13 protein-coding genes are annotated in these 16,283 nt (G+C 35.2%); 6 read left to right on the forward strand and 7 right to left on the reverse strand.

Annotation, left to right across the window (positions count from 1 at the left end):
• Positions 1 to 3: 3 nt before the first annotated feature.
• From AC1RRQ_RS18095 to AC1RRQ_RS18110, 4 genes are all read right to left on the reverse strand, one after another.
• Positions 4 to 450: a T9SS type A sorting domain-containing protein gene (locus tag AC1RRQ_RS18095; protein WP_493024422.1), complete on the reverse strand. Its 447-nt coding sequence runs from the start codon at positions 448 to 450 to the stop codon at positions 4 to 6.
• Positions 451 to 589: 139 nt separating this feature from the next.
• On the reverse strand, positions 590 to 2,440 hold the full coding sequence (gene glmS, locus AC1RRQ_RS18100) for a glutamine--fructose-6-phosphate transaminase (isomerizing) (protein ID WP_493024423.1): 1,851 nt from the start codon (positions 2,438 to 2,440) through the stop codon (positions 590 to 592).
• A gap of 9 nt (positions 2,441 to 2,449) precedes the next feature.
• Entirely contained in the window at positions 2,450 to 4,174 is a 1,725-nt protein-coding gene (gene bamH, locus AC1RRQ_RS18105; RefSeq protein ID WP_493024424.1) for a BamH family beta-barrel-assembly machinery protein, read from the reverse strand.
• Between the two features lie 21 nt (positions 4,175 to 4,195).
• Positions 4,196 to 5,002, reverse strand: coding sequence for a glycogen/starch synthase (locus AC1RRQ_RS18110; RefSeq protein WP_057122038.1), 807 nt, complete (start codon positions 5,000 to 5,002; stop codon positions 4,196 to 4,198).
• Between the two features lie 78 nt (positions 5,003 to 5,080).
• Between AC1RRQ_RS18110 and panC the strand changes: the two genes are divergently transcribed.
• The 5 genes from panC (at position 5,081) to AC1RRQ_RS18135 (ending at position 11,024) form a co-directional block, all read left to right on the forward strand.
• Positions 5,081 to 5,959, forward strand: a complete 879-nt coding sequence (gene panC, locus AC1RRQ_RS18115; protein ID WP_493024425.1) for a pantoate--beta-alanine ligase — start codon at positions 5,081 to 5,083, stop codon at positions 5,957 to 5,959.
• Between the two features lie 14 nt (positions 5,960 to 5,973).
• A complete protein-coding gene (gene panD / locus AC1RRQ_RS18120) occupies positions 5,974 to 6,324 on the forward strand; it encodes an aspartate 1-decarboxylase (RefSeq protein WP_026727479.1) in 351 nt (116 codons plus the stop codon).
• Positions 6,325 to 6,523: 199 nt separating this feature from the next.
• Positions 6,524 to 7,678 carry an alpha/beta hydrolase gene (locus AC1RRQ_RS18125; protein WP_493024426.1) on the forward strand — a complete coding sequence of 385 codons (1,155 nt, stop codon included), beginning with the start codon at positions 6,524 to 6,526 and terminating at the stop codon, positions 7,676 to 7,678.
• Positions 7,678 to 9,039, forward strand: a complete 1,362-nt coding sequence (gene radA / locus AC1RRQ_RS18130) for a DNA repair protein RadA (protein WP_207298621.1) — start codon at positions 7,678 to 7,680, stop codon at positions 9,037 to 9,039. Before AC1RRQ_RS18125 ends, radA begins: the two co-directional genes overlap by 1 nt.
• Before the next feature lie 20 nt (positions 9,040 to 9,059).
• The gene (locus AC1RRQ_RS18135) at positions 9,060 to 11,024 is read left to right on the forward strand and encodes a transglycosylase domain-containing protein (protein WP_493024427.1); all 1,965 of its coding nucleotides are present in this window, start codon (positions 9,060 to 9,062) and stop codon (positions 11,022 to 11,024) included.
• A gap of 216 nt (positions 11,025 to 11,240) precedes the next feature.
• On the opposite strand, the gene AC1RRQ_RS18140 is transcribed toward AC1RRQ_RS18135, so the two are convergent.
• The 3 genes from AC1RRQ_RS18140 to AC1RRQ_RS18150 all read right to left on the reverse strand — a co-directional run bounded on the left by AC1RRQ_RS18140 (position 11,241) and on the right by AC1RRQ_RS18150 (position 14,360).
• Complete coding sequence (locus AC1RRQ_RS18140; RefSeq protein WP_493024428.1) at positions 11,241 to 12,278, reverse strand: aldo/keto reductase; 1,038 nt, start codon at positions 12,276 to 12,278, stop codon at positions 11,241 to 11,243.
• Positions 12,279 to 12,511: 233 nt separating this feature from the next.
• Entirely contained in the window at positions 12,512 to 13,456 is a 945-nt protein-coding gene (locus AC1RRQ_RS18145; RefSeq protein WP_493024429.1) for an OmpA/MotB family protein, read from the reverse strand.
• A 142-nt stretch (positions 13,457 to 13,598) separates the two neighbouring features.
• Complete coding sequence (locus AC1RRQ_RS18150) at positions 13,599 to 14,360, reverse strand: exodeoxyribonuclease III (RefSeq protein ID WP_493024430.1); 762 nt, start codon at positions 14,358 to 14,360, stop codon at positions 13,599 to 13,601.
• Positions 14,361 to 14,480: 120 nt separating this feature from the next.
• On the opposite strand from AC1RRQ_RS18150, the gene AC1RRQ_RS18155 reads away from it, so the two are divergent.
• Positions 14,481 to 16,283, forward strand: a complete 1,803-nt coding sequence (locus AC1RRQ_RS18155; RefSeq protein ID WP_493024431.1) for a GNAT family N-acyltransferase — start codon at positions 14,481 to 14,483, stop codon at positions 16,281 to 16,283.

A 16,283-nucleotide genomic window follows, 5' to 3' on the forward strand; every position in this document is an offset into this window, starting at 1 on the left:
AAATTATTTTTTAATGATTTTAATAGACTTTTCCCCTCCATTTTGGTACGAAAGCAAAACAAGGTAAACACCAGTAGGATATTGCTGAAAAGGGATGTTTAAACTGCTCGTAGTATTGTTTAGCTGATAGGTTCGTAATGCCTGCCCTGTTACAGAGTACAGATGAACAGCCGTTACATAATTATCATGAGCTAACTCCCATTGCAGATAGAGTTCTTCTTTTACTGGGTTTGGGTAATACGAAATGACATCTTCGGGGAAGAATTTTTCTAAATCATTTTCTGTAATGGCTTCTGCTGTTGGAATCTCTTTTGCAGGTTTGGCCAGACAGTTAATACATAAGGTTCTGGTAATTTGATTTCCTGCACCATCGTAAGTGAAATTGAGCTTAGACTGCGCATGGGAAGAAAAATAAAGAGTCGTGAAAAAGGCAAGTAGAATTGTTTTCATAAGAAATATTTACACTATTTCTTACAAACATATAAAATAAATACAAATCCTACAAAATTTAAATATTAAAAAAGTAAAGACATAAAAAAAGCGAGACCTAAATCTCGCTTTTTTAACATTATTTGTATTTTAAAATAACTTATTCTACTGTAACTGATTTTGCTAAGTTACGCGGCTGATCGACATTACAACCTCTCATAACTGCAATATAGTACGAAAGTAATTGTAAAGGAATTGTCGTAATAAGCGGTGATAATGCATCTGAAGTTTCCGGAATTTCGATTACATAATCGGCTAATTCACGAACTTGCGTATCTCCTTTAGTTACAACTGCAATGATTTTACCGCTTCGGGATTTAATTTCCTGAATGTTACTTACAATTTTATCATAGTGACCTTGCTTTGGCGCAATCACAATAACCGGCATGTGTTCGTCAATTAAAGCAATTGGACCGTGTTTCATTTCGGCTGCAGGATATCCTTCAGCATGAATATACGAGATCTCTTTAAGCTTTAATGCTCCTTCAAGTGCAACCGGGAAATTATATCCTCGCCCTAAGTACAAGCAGTTTGGCGCATCTTTAAAAGCAGCCGCAATTTCTTTTGCTCTGTCATTCGTTTCTAAAGCCTCAGAAACTTTCTCCGGAATTAATTCTAATTCTTGCAGATAAGCATGGAAATCAGGATTTGATAAGGTTCCTTTTGCTTTTCCTAATCTTAAAGCAATCATGGTTAAAACCGTGATTTGAGTTGTAAATGCTTTTGTAGAAGCTACTCCAATTTCCGGTCCTGCGTGTGTATAAGCACCAGCATGACTTTCTCTTGAAATAGAAGAACCTACAACGTTACAAACTCCAAATACAAAAGCGCCGTTTTCTTTCGCTAATTTAATAGCAGCCATAGTATCTGCTGTTTCTCCAGATTGAGAAATGGCAATTACAACGTCGTCTTTATTGATAATTGGGTTTCTGTATCTAAACTCTGATGCGTATTCTACTTCAACCGGAATACGGGTAAACTCTTCAAAGATATACTCAGCAACTAAACCGGCATGCCATGAAGTGCCGCAAGCGACAATTAAAATTCGCTTAGCATTTAAGAATTTCTCTAAATTATCTTCAACACCAGCCATTTGAACGATTCCTTCATTTGCATGAAGTCTTCCTCTGTAAGTATCTTTAATTACACTTGGCTGTTCGTAGATTTCTTTTAGCATGAAATGGTCGTAACCGCCTTTTTCAATCTGCTCCAAATTCATTTGAAGTTCCTGAATATAAGGATCTACTAAAGAGTCGTCTTTAATTTTTCTAATTTTAAGAGGCTTGTGCAGTCTGATATTCGCCATTTCACCATCTTCTAAATATACTGCATTCGAAGTATATTCTATAAACGGAGAAGCATCTGAAGCAATGAAGTATTCTCCTTCACCAACTCCAATTGCCAATGGGCTTCCTAATCTTGCTGCTACAATTTCGTTTGGATTTTTTCTATCAAAAACCGCAATTGCATAAGCACCTACTACTTGGTTTAAAGCAATTTGAACTGCTTTACCCAATTTTATATTTTCTTTTTTCTGAACTTCTTCAATTAAGTTTACCAAAACTTCTGTATCAGTATCAGATTTGAAAATATAACCACGCTTAATTAATTCTTCTTTAAGCGGTGCATAATTCTCAATAATTCCATTATGAATAATGACTAAGTCTCCGGAATTAGAAACATGAGGATGTGAATTTACGTCGTTTGGAACACCGTGGGTTGCCCAGCGGGTATGTCCAATTCCAATATTTCCATTAACAGCAAAGCCTTCTTTTGCTTTAGCTTCAAGATCTGAAACCTTACCTTTTGTTTTACAAACTTTTATGCCTGACTCGTCATCATACAACATAACGCCGGCACTATCATATCCTCTGTACTCGAGCCGCTTTAATCCTTTTATAACAATAGGATAAGCCTCTCTATGACCGATATATCCAACAATTCCACACATATATATTAATTAATTTGGTTTCGTGTAGTAAACCTCAAGTCTCAATCGTTTACTGTAATCCGAATTCTGTGTATCTGAAAAAGGAATATTAGTACCATATAAGATGGTTCCTAACGGATTCATGACTGATGCTTTTGGCACTTGCGAAAAGTACTCGTTTGTCTTTGGCGGATAGAGTACAATTCTATTTTCCAGAAAATTAAAGGTACTGATACCAATACTTTCTGTAACAACCAGTCCTAAATCAACATTTTTGGCTGTTTTGTCTTTAATAAGATTACGGTAATAATTAGTTATCCTGAATTTATACGTTTTACCACGTTTATCATCTCCACGATTAATTAATCCCCCAAAAATATATTTAGCTCCTTTAGTATCTCCTGTAACCAAACTTGAAGTTTGATCTGAAAAATAATCTACAAGCGGAACATTATTTGTTAAATCATATAAATAAATTCTGCGAGGCTCATCTTCTACTTTAACCTTAGCCATTTTATCAGCATCAATGGTAAAAACCAAATTAGCCTCATTCACTTTCCAATTTTTAGTGGCCACATTATTTCTAATCTCATCTAACTGATCTGGAACACCATTTGGACCATTAACTATACTTCCTGAGCTGTCATAACTAATCAAGTCAGTTTGATTAAAAAGCTTGATAACTGCTGCAGATCCCTGACCTCCTTTTATATAAAGTCTTTGGTCTCCTTCTGTTTTATTTACATTAGACGAATTTATAGCATCTGCATAAGCAGATTCTTTTGCGTCTTGTAATAAATTTGCTGTACCGCCTGAACTGGTCGGGTTCACAAAATTAATTACTAATGTTTTCTCTTCTGTAGTATTAGGATCATCAGTTGTAATTGCCGTTTTAGCCTTATAGGTAATTGTAATTTTTCCTTTAGAAAAATCCATTAAAGCCATATTGGTTGTCGGGCTGCCATCCGCTTTTTCAACTTTAAAATACAATCCTCTAAAATACTCCTGAAAAACATCGGCCGCTGCTAATTTAGAAGGCGCATCTAAAATTTTCTTCTGAAAAATATCTTTATCTAAGTTCAAACGCATTTCTGGAGCCGTATAAGTTGTAGTCTCTTTTCCTGCATCATCTTTTGTAACCAGTTTATACTCTTCTGAACTAAAAAAGAACTGATCATTTTGAGCAGGTTTAGAAGTATCATTATTCAAACGCGGATTTGATCCTATAGCCCCTTGAAAAACCGAATTTTGCGCTGTATAATAAAACTGCGGCAATTCAGATCCGTTATTGATGTACGAACTGCGCATTTGGTAACCTGACTCATAAACACTTAACTTCAATTTCCCATCTGGCGGGCCATAAATAGAATCTAATGCATAAGTATGACTTCCATCTGTATTATTTGCGGTTATATGGCTGAAATAAGGAACACTTAAAATAGCACTTTCGATAACAGGAGTTTCTCCTATTGTTGGTGCATACGTGGCAAGGGCAACCTGAGTTACATAATTTGCTGTAGTTTCTCCAAAAACCGGATTATTATAAATTCCTAAAGCTGTCGTTGATAAAATATTCGATTGTACCGAAGTAACTTCTTGATTAAACGCAACTACATCGTATTTTTCAGACTCAAGTCCAAAATGATCATCACCAATTAAATTTTCGCCAATCGCATTAAAATCTTTGTCACAAGAATATAAAAGAACAACCGTAGCGGCTAATAGAATTTTCTTAATAAAAGAAGTATTGTACATGTTTAATAATAAAGTTAATTTTTAAAGTCCCATTGTTTTATAGAAATTTGTATACGCCTCAGCGAATGCATCTTTCGTGGCGAAAGGTAAAAAAGGTTTTCCTGAAGATTCTATAAATTTTGTTAAACTTGGGGAAACATTCTCAGAAGCAATGATAACAGCGTCAGAATGTAATATACTAGCCTTTAAGATATTTTCGTAGTTTGGAGTTTCAAGATCTGAAATTGACTCGTGCGGCACACCGTCAAATTTTACTTTATTGATCATTTCTAAGTCTAGATTCTCATCAAAAGACTGACCATAAACAGAAGTCACAATTTTTGTATCATTAAACAAAGCCTCGTTCTTATAGTAATGTTTCATATAGATAGGAAGCATTGCTGCCAGCCAGCCATGAACGTGAATAATATCAGGAACCCAGTTTAATTTTTTTACTGTTTCGACAACTCCTTTTGCGAAAAATATAGCTCGCTCATCATTATCCGGATATAAAACCCCCTCTTCGTCAGCAAAAGTGGCTTTACGTTTAAAATATTCATCATTGTCAATGAAATAAACCTGAATTCTTTCTTTCGGAATTGAAGCTACCTTGATAATCAATGGCATATCTAAATCATTCACTACCAAATTCATCCCTGAAAGTCTGATTACTTCATGTAATTGATGTCTTCTTTCATTGATATTCCCATATCTTGGCATGAAAATTCTTATCTGACCTCCTTGATCATTAATCATTTTAGGAACGTCATAAGACATTAAAGAAACCTCATTTTCAGCCAGATAAGGCACGACTTCAGATGATACGTATAATATCCTCTTATCTTTCATAATAGTATTTTACTTAATTTTTGGTAATAAAAACGTCGCAAAATTACAAAAATTTATGCAGTTTATAACTAATATATTATGTTTGCAGTAAATTTTAATAATACCGCCATGCATATTTTCTACGGTAAAGTAGCTCTGATAGCCTATTTAAAAACTATCAAAACCGCAAATTCAACAATAGGATTTGTACCAACCATGGGAGCTTTACATCAAGGGCATCTGGCTTTAATGCAGCGATCACTAAAAGAAAACGACGACACAGTTGTAAGTATTTTCGTGAATCCAACTCAATTTAACAATCCCGAAGATCTTGAAAAATACCCTCGTACTCTTGAAGAAGATGTGAAAAAAATGAGAGGTTTAAGTGACAAAATAATTTTATATGCTCCTTCTGTCGATGATATTTACGAAGGACAGACCATTTCGCAATCATTTGACTTCGATGGTTTAGAAAATCAAATGGAAGGAAAATTCCGCCCAGGGCATTTTAATGGTGTTGGAACAATTGTAAAACGTCTTTTCGAAATCGTTACTCCAACAAATGCCTATTTTGGAGAAAAAGACTTTCAGCAGCTGCAAATTGTTAAAAAACTGGTAGAGAAAAACAACTTGCCTGTAAATGTTGTAGGCTGCCCGATTTTTAGAGAAGACAATCTTTTAGCGATGAGTTCAAGAAACGAACGTCTTACGACTGAAGAAAGAAAAGAAGCTTCGATAATCTACAAAGTTTTAACCGAAGCCAAAGAAATATTCCAAAACAGTACTCCTGAGGAAACTATTAAATTTGTCGAAGATGCTTTTAAAGACAACGAAAGATTTGATCTCGAATATTTCGTAATTGCTGACGAATCTACATTATTATCAATCGATCATAAAATTAAAGACAAAAAATACCGTGCGTTTATAGCGGTATTTGTTAATTCTATAAGGTTAATTGACACCATTTCATTAAATTAAATTACCTTTGCAGCATGCAAATTCAAGTTATAAAATCAAAAATTCATCGAGTAAAAGTTACTGGTGCCGATTTAAATTATATTGGCAGTATTACTATTGATGAAACCCTGCTGGAAGCTTCAAATATTATTGAAGGCGAAAAAGTATCTATTGTTAACATCAATAACGGAGAACGTTTTGAAACTTACGCGATTAAAGGAGAAAAAAATTCAGGTGAAATTACACTGAATGGTCCTGCAGCCAGAAAAGTTCAAAAGGACGACATTATTATTATCATTTCGTATGCAACCCTGGAATTTGAAGAAGCTAAAACCTTCAAACCATGGATCATTTTCCCTAATGAAAATGATAATTCGTTAACATAAGTTTCAACTCAAACTTTACTTTTATTCTTAATTTGTCAAAAATGCCTTTTTGAACAAACAAATCTTCATTTCCCCATATCAAAGTGGTTTGCGTAAGAAATCATTGCTTTTTTAAAATCCCAAATAACAAAAAAGCAAATAAAGTATTATATTGCTCCCTATTTTCAATACTTTTTAATTCACTGAAATACCCCAAATCATGAAGAAAGTTTACCTGCTGCTTACCCTAATTTCTGTTTCTGTTTTTTCGCAGAAAAAATTTGACAACATTCAATCCGAAAAACTGGGAGAAGAAAGAAGAATAACAATTGGACTTCCTGCTTCTTACGACGCAAAATCAGATAAAAAATACCCAGTTTTATATTTATTAGACGGCGATTATTTATTCGATCCGTTTTCTGGAGCCGTAAGTTATGGCGCTTATTGGGATGATATTCCGGAAATGATTATCATTGGCATTCATCAAAATAAAGACGAAGAACGCTACGACGACACCACAATTGATCAAAATACAGGTTTACCATTTGAAAAAGGAGCCAAATTTTTTGAATTTATTGGAGCAGAATTGATTCCGTACGTTGAAAAAAAATACCGTACAACCCCATTCAGAATTATTGCAGGCCACGATGTAACTGCTAGTTTTGCTAACTTTTATTTGTACAAAGAAAATCCGCTTTTCAATGCTTATATTTGTTTAAGCCCGGAACTTGCACCAAAAATGGAAGTTCGAATAGCCGAAAAATTTGCCAAAATACAAAAACCAATATTCTACTATCTTTCTGCCGGTGAAGGTGATATCAAAAAAATCAAAGAGCCGATAGAAAAATTAGACAGCAATATTAAAATCGCAAATAATCCGTTAGTGAATTATAAATACGAATTGTTTAAAAACGCAACTCATTATACCGAAGTTTTACATTCGATTCCGAGTGCCTTGTATCAGATTTTTGAAGTATACAGGCCAATAAATTCTGCCGAATACAGCAATAAAATTGCCGTTCTTGAAACCGGTTACGCTGATTATTTAGAAAAAAAATACAATGCAATGTCTGAAGTTCTTGGCGTTCAGATTCCGGTTAGAATGAGCGACTTTAAAGTAATTGAAAACCTTATTCTTAAAAAGAATGCGTACGACGAATTAGGAAAAATGGCCGAAATTGGAAATGTAAATTACCCAAAAGCCATGTTAGGAGAATATGAATTAGGATTGATGTACGAAAAAATGGGCGATGCAAAACATGCATCAAAAAAATACCAAAATGCTTCGCAAATGGAGCCTATTGGAGATTTGAACAAAGATTTGATGTATGAGAAAATTGACGAAATGAATACGCTTGCTAAAAAAAGTAAATAATGTCTAAAGTTAAAACTTCATTCTTCTGCCAAAACTGCGGCACCCAATATTCTAAATGGCAGGGGCAGTGCAACGCGTGCAAAGAATGGAACACTATTGCTGAAGAAATAATTCAGAAGCAGGAAAAAGTGGCTTGGAAAAGCGAACCTACTTCATCAAGTAAAGCGCCAAGACCTTTAAAAATTAACGAAATTGATTCGGCTCAGGAAATCCGCATGGATACTACCGATGGCGAATTGAATCGTGTTTTAGGCGGCGGAATCGTTCCGGGATCTTTAACGCTTTTGGGCGGAGAACCGGGAATTGGAAAAAGTACACTTTTACTTCAAATCTCATTAAAATTACCTTATAAAACTTTATATGTTTCTGGAGAAGAAAGCCAAAAACAGATAAAAATGCGTGCCGAAAGAATAACGCCAAATAGCGATAACTGCTATATTTTAACGGAAACCAAGACGCAAAACATATTCAAACAAATTGAAGCCATTCAGCCAGAAATTGTCATCATCGATTCGATTCAGACTTTACACACTGATTATATTGAATCTACAGCCGGAAGTATTTCTCAAATTAGAGAAACCACTGCGGAATTGATCAAATTTGCTAAAGAAACCAATATTCCGGTTATTCTAATTGGCCATATTACCAAAGACGGAAATATAGCCGGACCAAAAATCCTGGAACACATGGTTGATACCGTTCTTCAGTTTGAAGGCGACAGAAATCATATTTACAGAATTTTACGATCCCTAAAAAACCGTTTTGGTTCCACTTCTGAACTCGGAATTTACGAAATGCTCGGAAGCGGTTTGCGCGAAGTAAGCAACCCGTCAGAAATATTGATTTCGCATAAAGACGAAGAATTATCCGGAACTGCAATTGCCACAACTCTTGAAGGCATGCGTCCGTTAATGATCGAAATTCAATCGCTTGTAAGCACAGCCGTTTACGGAACGCCGCAACGCAGTACGACTGGCTACAACGCCAAAAGGCTAAACATGATTTTGGCTGTTTTAGAGAAAAGAGCCGGATTTCGTTTAGGCGCAAAAGATGTTTTCCTGAATGTAACCGGAGGAATTTCTGTAGACGATCCCGCAATTGATTTGGCTGTTGTTGCTGCCATCTTATCATCAAATGAAGATATTCCGGTTGGAAAAGGTTTTTGTTTTGCCGGCGAGGTAGGACTTTCTGGAGAAATCCGTCCTGTGAACCGCGTAGATCAGCGTATTCAGGAAGCCGAAAAATTAGGTTTTGACACGATTTTCGTTTCTAAATACAATAAAATCGCTTTAAAAAATACAGGAATCAAAATTGAACTTGTAGCAAAAATTGAAGATGTTGCCAGTATACTTTTTGGGTAATTTCTAATAAAAATACCACTATGAATTTTCCAAAACAAAAAATATTCAAAGCCTTAAAAATACTTGCCGTAGTATTGATATTGCTTTGCATCGGGCTTTACTTTTTTCGTAACTCGCTTTTAAAACAGGCGGTTGCAAAAGTAACCCACAAAATGGCTGTTGATTATAATAGTGACTTTTCTATTAAAGAAGCTTCTTTTGACGGTTTGTCCAGCATTAAACTTACAGATGTCGTTTTGGTTCCAAAAAATGCCGATACACTTTTAAAAATCAAAAACATTGAAACCAGCGTAAGTTTAAGTAATTTATTAATTGGAGATGTTCAGGTTGGAACTTTAAAAGTCAACAACGGCTACATTCAATTAGTCAAAAAAGGAAAAATCCGCAATTTTGATGCTTTCTTAAAAAGAGACCGTGACGATTCTGAAAAAAGCGAAAAAAGAAAATACGGTGCTTTTGCTTATCGCATCATTTCAAAGCTGCTTAATTTGGTTCCGACCGATATGAATCTGGAAAACTTCAAATTCAAAATTGACGATAATGGCAAGAAAACCGATATCGCAATCAATAAGCTCGTTTTAAACAACAAACAGCTCGAAACCAATATTCATGTTCAAAGCAAAGATTTTGATCAGCGCTGGAACTTAAAAGGATTTGCTGACCCAAGAAATCAAAAGGCCGATATTCGTTTCTTTAATTTAGATACCGGAGCCATTCGCGTTCCTTATCTTGATGAAAGATATGGTTTAAAAGCAAGTTTTGATTCGATCCGCTTAAATGTTCAGAATATTGATAAAAGCGGCAGCGAATTCCACCTTGACGGCTTTACTTCTATCGTAAACTTAAAAATCAATCACCCAAAAATTGCAAGCAAAGATGTGGTCATTAAAAATGCCCGTTTTGATTACCGTTTTTTACTGGGCGACAATTTTATTTCGGTTGACAGTACTTCGTCTATAACGCTGAATAAAATAAAAGTACGCCCTTATATTTCTTATGACACCGAAAAAGACACGGTTTATACTTTAAAAGTTGATATCCCGAAAATGAAAGCGCAGGATTTCATCGTTTCGCTTCCTGATGGTTTATTTACACATTTCCAGGGGATGCAGGCAACTGGAAATTTCGATTACAAACTGGATTTCAAATTCAATAAAAACAAACCGAATACACTTGTTTTTGACAGCAAGCTGAATAAAGAAGATTTACGAATTACCAAATATGGCGAAGCCGATTTGAATAAACTAAATGGTGAATTTGTTTATCGCGCCATAATTCAGAATGTTTTACAAAGACCGGTTTTGGTTGGAAATGCTAATCCAAATTACACGCCTTTAGATCAGATTTCGCCTTATTTACGAAAATGCGTTTTAACGACCGAAGATCCTTCTTTCTTCTCGCATCGCGGTTTTATAAATGAAGCTTTCAAACAATCAATTCTTAAAAACATCCGAACTAAAAAATTCTCTCGCGGCGCCAGCACAATCAGCATGCAGTTGATTAAAAATGTGTTTTTGACCCGAGAAAAAACGCTTTCGCGAAAGCTGGAAGAAATTCTATTGGTTTATATTTTAGAAAATAACCGAATTGTAAGCAAAGAAAGAATGCTTGAGGTTTATTTCAATATTATAGAATGGGGACCAAACGTTTACGGAATTGGCGAAGCGAGTCATTTCTATTTCCAAAAAAGTCCTTCGGTTTTAAATGTAGACGAATGTTTGTATTTAGCGACTATTATTCCGAAGCCAAGAAAATTTATGTATCAGTTTAATGACGAAGGAAACCTGAAAGATTTCGCTATAAAAAATCAAAAATTCCTGAAGAATTTAATGTTCCGCCGCGGTTTATTAGTTCCCGAAGATACAATTGGTCAATTGCCTGTTTACATTTCCGGAAATGCGCGTTCGTTAATACGAATCAAAGCCCCGGATTCAACGGCAGTTAAAAATGATTCCTTAGCGACTGATGATGAGTTTGATTTGTAGTTTTTTAAGTTGCTAAGGCACTAAGATACAAAGGTGCAAAGTTCAATAGCGTCCAGCTTTAGCTGGATGAAAATATAAATGTAAGCGAAAGGGCTTTAGCCAAACAATGAAGTTTGGCTAAAGCCCTTTTCTATGTTAATCTTATTCCCTTAGCTAAAGCTAAGAACTATGGATATATCGTATTTTTGCACCTTACTGCCTTCGTGCAAAAAAAACTTAAGGCGCCGGATCAGGAATTACAGCCTGAACTGCATCAATTTCAGCCAAAATCTCTTTTGAAAGAACCACATCAATAGTTGCGATATTTTCTTTTAACTGATCCATAGTTGTAGCACCAATAATCGCACTTGTTAAAAACGGCTGTTGCAGCACAAATCCCATTGCAAGTTCGGTTAAAGTTAATCCGTGTTTAATTGCGATTTCCTGATACAATTTTACTGCTTGCGTACATTGTTCGCTGTTGTAACGAGTATATTGCGGGAAAAGTTTAATTCTCGCATTTGGATGTGCTTCTCCGGTTAAAAATTTCCCCGTTAAAGTTCCAAATGCCAAAGGAGAATACGCCAATAATCCAACATTTTCGTGTTTAGAAACTTCAGCCGAATTCACTTCAAATAATCGGTTTAATAAATTATACGGATTTTGAACGGTTTTAATTCTTGGCAGGTTTTGATATTTACTTTCTTCTAAAAGACGCATCATTCCCCATGAATTTTCGTTTGAAACTCCAACATGTTTGATCTTTCCTTCTTTAATTAATCCGTCGAATGTTTCCAGAATTTCTCTAAAGTTGTCTTCCCAGGCATCTTCATAACCCGTAAAAGCACGGTGTCCGAAATTGTTTGTTTTACGTTCCGGCCAATGCATTTGATACAAATCGATATAATCTGTTTGAAGACGTTTTAAACTGTTTTCTAAAGCATATTTAATACTTGCCGGAGAGAAATCTCCTTTTTCACGCATATAGGTAAAATTCGGGTTTGGACCTGCGATTTTAGACGCTAAAACTACTTTGTCGCGATTTCCTGATTTTTTAAACCAGGTTCCAATAATTTTTTCTGTGCTTCCGTACGTTTCTTCACGTGCTGGAACCGAATACATTTCGGCCGTGTCAAAAAAGTTCACACCTTGATCAAGTGCATAATCCATTTGTTCGTGACCTTCAGCCTCAGTATTCTGCTGACCAAAAGTCATCGTTCCAAGATTGATTTTACTAACTTTTATATCTGTGTGGGGAATTGTAGTGTATTTCATTTTTTTCTTTAAGGTTCAAAGTTGCAAAGTGACAAAGGTACAAAGGGATTCTGCAAATCTAAATCTGACAAAGGTTAAAAAAATTACAAGATTTTCTTTTGAGGTACTAAGGTTCTAAGTTGCTAAGATTCTAAGTTAAATTACAGATAATAAAAAAGGCTCAAAGCATAAACTTTGAACCTTTCCTATATTTAAAAAATCTCAGTACCTTAGTTCCTCAGAACCTCAGCCCCTTAATTAATACTATTAAGCATTTCAGCGATTTCATCTAATCTTGGTGTTAAGATGATTTCTATTCTACGGTTTTTCGCTTTTCCTTCCGGAGTAGCGTTGCTTGCTAAAGGAGAAAACTCGCTTCGGCCAGCTGCAGTAAGTTTTTGTTTGTTGATTTTACTGTTTTCACTCAAAATAGCTACAATTGCTGTTGCTCTTTTAGTCGATAAATCCCAGTTGTTTGCAATTGGTCCAGAACCTGCATACGGATCATCATCAGTATGTCCTTCAATTAGAACCGAAAGATCCGGATTGTCGCCTAAAACTTTTCCAAGTTCTACAACCGCTCTTCTACCTTCTGTTCCAACAGCCCAGCTTCCAGAATTGAAAAGTAATTTGTTTTCCATAGAAACATATACTTTTCCGTTTTTCTGTTCTACCGTTAAACCTTTGCCTTCAAAACCATTTAAAGCTTTAGATAAAGTTTCTTTAAGCTTAAGCATTGCAGCTTCTTTGGCAGCAATCATATCTTCAAGTTCTTTTAAACGATTGGCTGTTTTGTCTAAACGTGCTTGTTCGTCGGCTAACTTTTTAGATTTGGCTTCTAATTGTGCCAATAAATCACGATTTTTGGCCATATTACTTTCTAATGCATCGTTGCTGTTTTTCTCTAATGCATTATAAGAATCTTGAAGCACTTTGTATTTCTTTTGCTCCGCAGCTAAATCGGCTTTTTGTTTTGTAAGTTCGTCTTTAGTTGCTGATAAATCTTTCGTTAATTTATCACGATCTAATTCTAACTGATTTTTTGACTTTTTCAAGTCGGCATTTTCATCAGCTATTGAACGGTTTTCTTTTTTAAGATCTGAATATTTAGTTTCAAGATCGTTGTAAATCTTTTTGGATACACATGAAGTTGCAGACAATGCTAAAACTACTAATCCAATGGAGGCTTTTTTAATCATTTTACTTTTTGCTTTTTATTTGGGAGCGATTAATAAATTTAAATTCCAAAACTTAAAATTCCAAAATCGTTTCATAGTTTTAATCGGAATGTATATTTAAATTTTCGAACCGCTTTTTTCTCAACAAGAACAATACCAAACTTTATTCTATTTCGACTAAAACAGGGCAGTGATCTGAATGAACAGCATCTGGAAGGATTACGGCACGTTTTAATCTGTGCTGCAGTGAATCGCTTACCAAATTATAATCAATACGCCAGCCTTTGTTATTTCCTCTTGCTCCGGCGCGGTAACTCCACCACGAATAATGATGCGGATCTTTATTAAAATGACGGAAACTGTCGATAAAACCAGATTTCATAAATCCATCAAGCCAGGCACGTTCTGCCGGTAAAAAACCCGAAACAGTTTTGTTACGAACAGGATCGTGAATATCAATTGCTTCGTGGCAAATATTATAATCTCCGCAAATAATCAAATTTGGGATCGTAAGTTTCAACTCATTAATATAAGTTTGAAAATCATCCATAAACATAAATTTATGATCTAATCTGTCAATATTAGTTCCAGACGGAAGGTATAAACTCATTACAGAACAATCTTCAAAATCAACACGAAGATTACGTCCTTCAAAATCCATATGGTGAATTCCAGTACCGTATACTACTTTTTGAGGTTCAATTTTAGATAATATTGCAACACCGCTATATCCTTTTTTTGTTGCCGGATAATAATATTGATACGGATAGCCGGCTGCAGTTATAGCTTCTACAGGAATTTGATCCTGAGTCGCTTTGATTTCCTGAAGGCAGATAACATCCGGACTCGCCGCTTGCAGCCATTCTATAAAACCTTTAGTAATTGCAGCACGAATTCCGTTTACATTATAAGAAATAATTTTCATCGAGGTAATTTTTTTAGGATTCCAAATGTAATAAAAAAGTGGAAAGTTTGTGATTGAAACAACGAAAAGTAGAGTTTTTTGTTATCTTTGTTCGCTGCTCTAATAATTTAACAATAGTACATGGGTTTAGTTACCGCGAAAGAAGTTGCAAAGGCAATAAATGTTGAGAAGTACGGGGTTCTTGGTACTTTTTCAGGCTGGATTCTTATGAAGGTTCTTAAGATCTCTACCCTTAATAAAATTTACGATCATAATAAACATTTAGAGGATGTTGCGTTTTTAAATGGAATTTTGGATGAAATGGAAATCAAATTCGAAATTCCGGAAGAAGATTTAAAACGTCTGCCTAAAGAAGGTCCGTATATTACCATTTCAAATCATCCTCTTGGAGGAATTGATGGCATTTTGCTTTTGAAATTAATGCTTGAAAGAGAGCCAAATTTCAAAATCATTGCCAATTTCTTATTACACAGAATTGTACCGCTTAAAAAATACATCATGCCGGTTAATCCTTTTGAAAATCATAAGGATGCTAAATCGAGCGTGGTAGGAATTAAAGAAACGTTACGTCATTTAAGCGACGGAAAACCACTAGGTATTTTCCCTGCCGGGGAAGTTTCGACTTATAAAGACGGAAAATTAGTAGTTGATAAACCTTGGGAAGAAGGCGCTCTGAAATTAATCAGAAAAGCAAAAGTTCCGGTTGTACCTATTTATTTTCACGCCAAAAACAGTAAATTATTCTATTGGCTTTCTAAAATTGACGATACTTTACGTACTGCCAAATTACCATCTGAACTGCTTACGCAAAAAGACCGTGTAATTAAAGTTCGTATTGGTAAACCAATTTCGGTTAACGAACAAAACGAAATCGAATCGTTTGAAGAATATTCAGAGTTTTTAAGAAAGAAAACGTACATGCTGGCCAATCCGTTTGAGAAAGACACCAAATTGATTGACACTGCAAGTCTTAAAATACCAAAAGCGCCTAAAAAAATCGTAACGCCGGCCAACGAATCAAAAATGATTGATGAAGTTCAGGCGTTAAGAAACAATGACAGCAGATTGCTGCAAAGTAAAAACTACGAAGTATTTTTTGCCAGAGCAAAATCAATTCCGAATATTATTCATGAAATAGGACGTCTTCGCGAAATCACTTTCCGTGAAGTTGGAGAAGGAACTAATGAATCTATAGACTTAGACGAATACGATCAATATTATCACCATATGTTTTTATGGGATGATGAAACCAAAAAAATCGCCGGAGCTTATAGAATGGGATTAGGTTCTGAGATTTATCCGAAATACGGCATCGAAGGCTTCTACCTAACAGATTTGTTTAGATTCGAGCCGGAATTGCACGATATGATGCATAAATCGATCGAAATGGGACGTGCCTTTATCATTCGCGAATATCAGCAAAAACCAATGCCTTTATTCTTGCTTTGGAAAGGGATTATTCACACCACATTACGTCATCCGGAACACAAATATTTATTGGGCGGCGTAAGTATCAGTAATCAGTTCTCCGATTTCTCTAAATCGTTAATGATTGAGTTTATGAAATCGAACTATTACGATCCGTATATTGCACAATACATTCATCCGAAAAAAGCATACAAAGTAAAACTGAAAGATGCCGATAAAGATTTTATCTTCGATGAAGCCGAATCTGATTTGAACAAATTCGACAAAATTATTGATGAACTGGAACCAGGAAATTTACGTCTGCCTGTTTTAATTAAAAAGTACATCAAACAAAATGCACGCGTAGTTGCTTTTAACGTCGATCCTTTGTTTAATAATGCCGTAGACGGTTTAATGTACATTAGAATCGCCGATATTCCAGAAAGCACCATGAAACCCGTTATCGAAGAGTTTCAAATAGAATTGGAGCGTAAATTATCTGAAAAAGAAGATTAA

The sequence above is a fragment of the Flavobacterium sp. GW821-FHT12A05 genome (assembly GCF_058807735.1).

Coding starts and splice junctions, on each gene's coding strand:
- AC1RRQ_RS18095 (WP_493024422.1), bottom strand. CDS start 450: ATGAAAACAATTCTACTTGCCTTTTTCACGACTCTTTATTTTTCTTCC.
- glmS (WP_493024423.1), bottom strand. CDS start 2,440: ATGTGTGGAATTGTTGGATATATCGGTCATAGAGAGGCTTATCCTATT.
- bamH (WP_493024424.1), bottom strand. CDS start 4,174: ATGTACAATACTTCTTTTATTAAGAAAATTCTATTAGCCGCTACGGTT.
- AC1RRQ_RS18110 (WP_057122038.1), bottom strand. CDS start 5,002: ATGAAAGATAAGAGGATATTATACGTATCATCTGAAGTCGTGCCTTAT.
- panC (WP_493024425.1), top strand. CDS start 5,081: ATGTTTGCAGTAAATTTTAATAATACCGCCATGCATATTTTCTACGGT.
- panD (WP_026727479.1), top strand. CDS start 5,974: ATGCAAATTCAAGTTATAAAATCAAAAATTCATCGAGTAAAAGTTACT.
- AC1RRQ_RS18125 (WP_493024426.1), top strand. CDS start 6,524: ATGAAGAAAGTTTACCTGCTGCTTACCCTAATTTCTGTTTCTGTTTTT.
- radA (WP_207298621.1), top strand. CDS start 7,678: ATGTCTAAAGTTAAAACTTCATTCTTCTGCCAAAACTGCGGCACCCAA.
- AC1RRQ_RS18135 (WP_493024427.1), top strand. CDS start 9,060: ATGAATTTTCCAAAACAAAAAATATTCAAAGCCTTAAAAATACTTGCC.
- AC1RRQ_RS18140 (WP_493024428.1), bottom strand. CDS start 12,278: ATGAAATACACTACAATTCCCCACACAGATATAAAAGTTAGTAAAATC.
- AC1RRQ_RS18145 (WP_493024429.1), bottom strand. CDS start 13,456: ATGATTAAAAAAGCCTCCATTGGATTAGTAGTTTTAGCATTGTCTGCA.
- AC1RRQ_RS18150 (WP_493024430.1), bottom strand. CDS start 14,360: ATGAAAATTATTTCTTATAATGTAAACGGAATTCGTGCTGCAATTACT.
- AC1RRQ_RS18155 (WP_493024431.1), top strand. CDS start 14,481: ATGGGTTTAGTTACCGCGAAAGAAGTTGCAAAGGCAATAAATGTTGAG.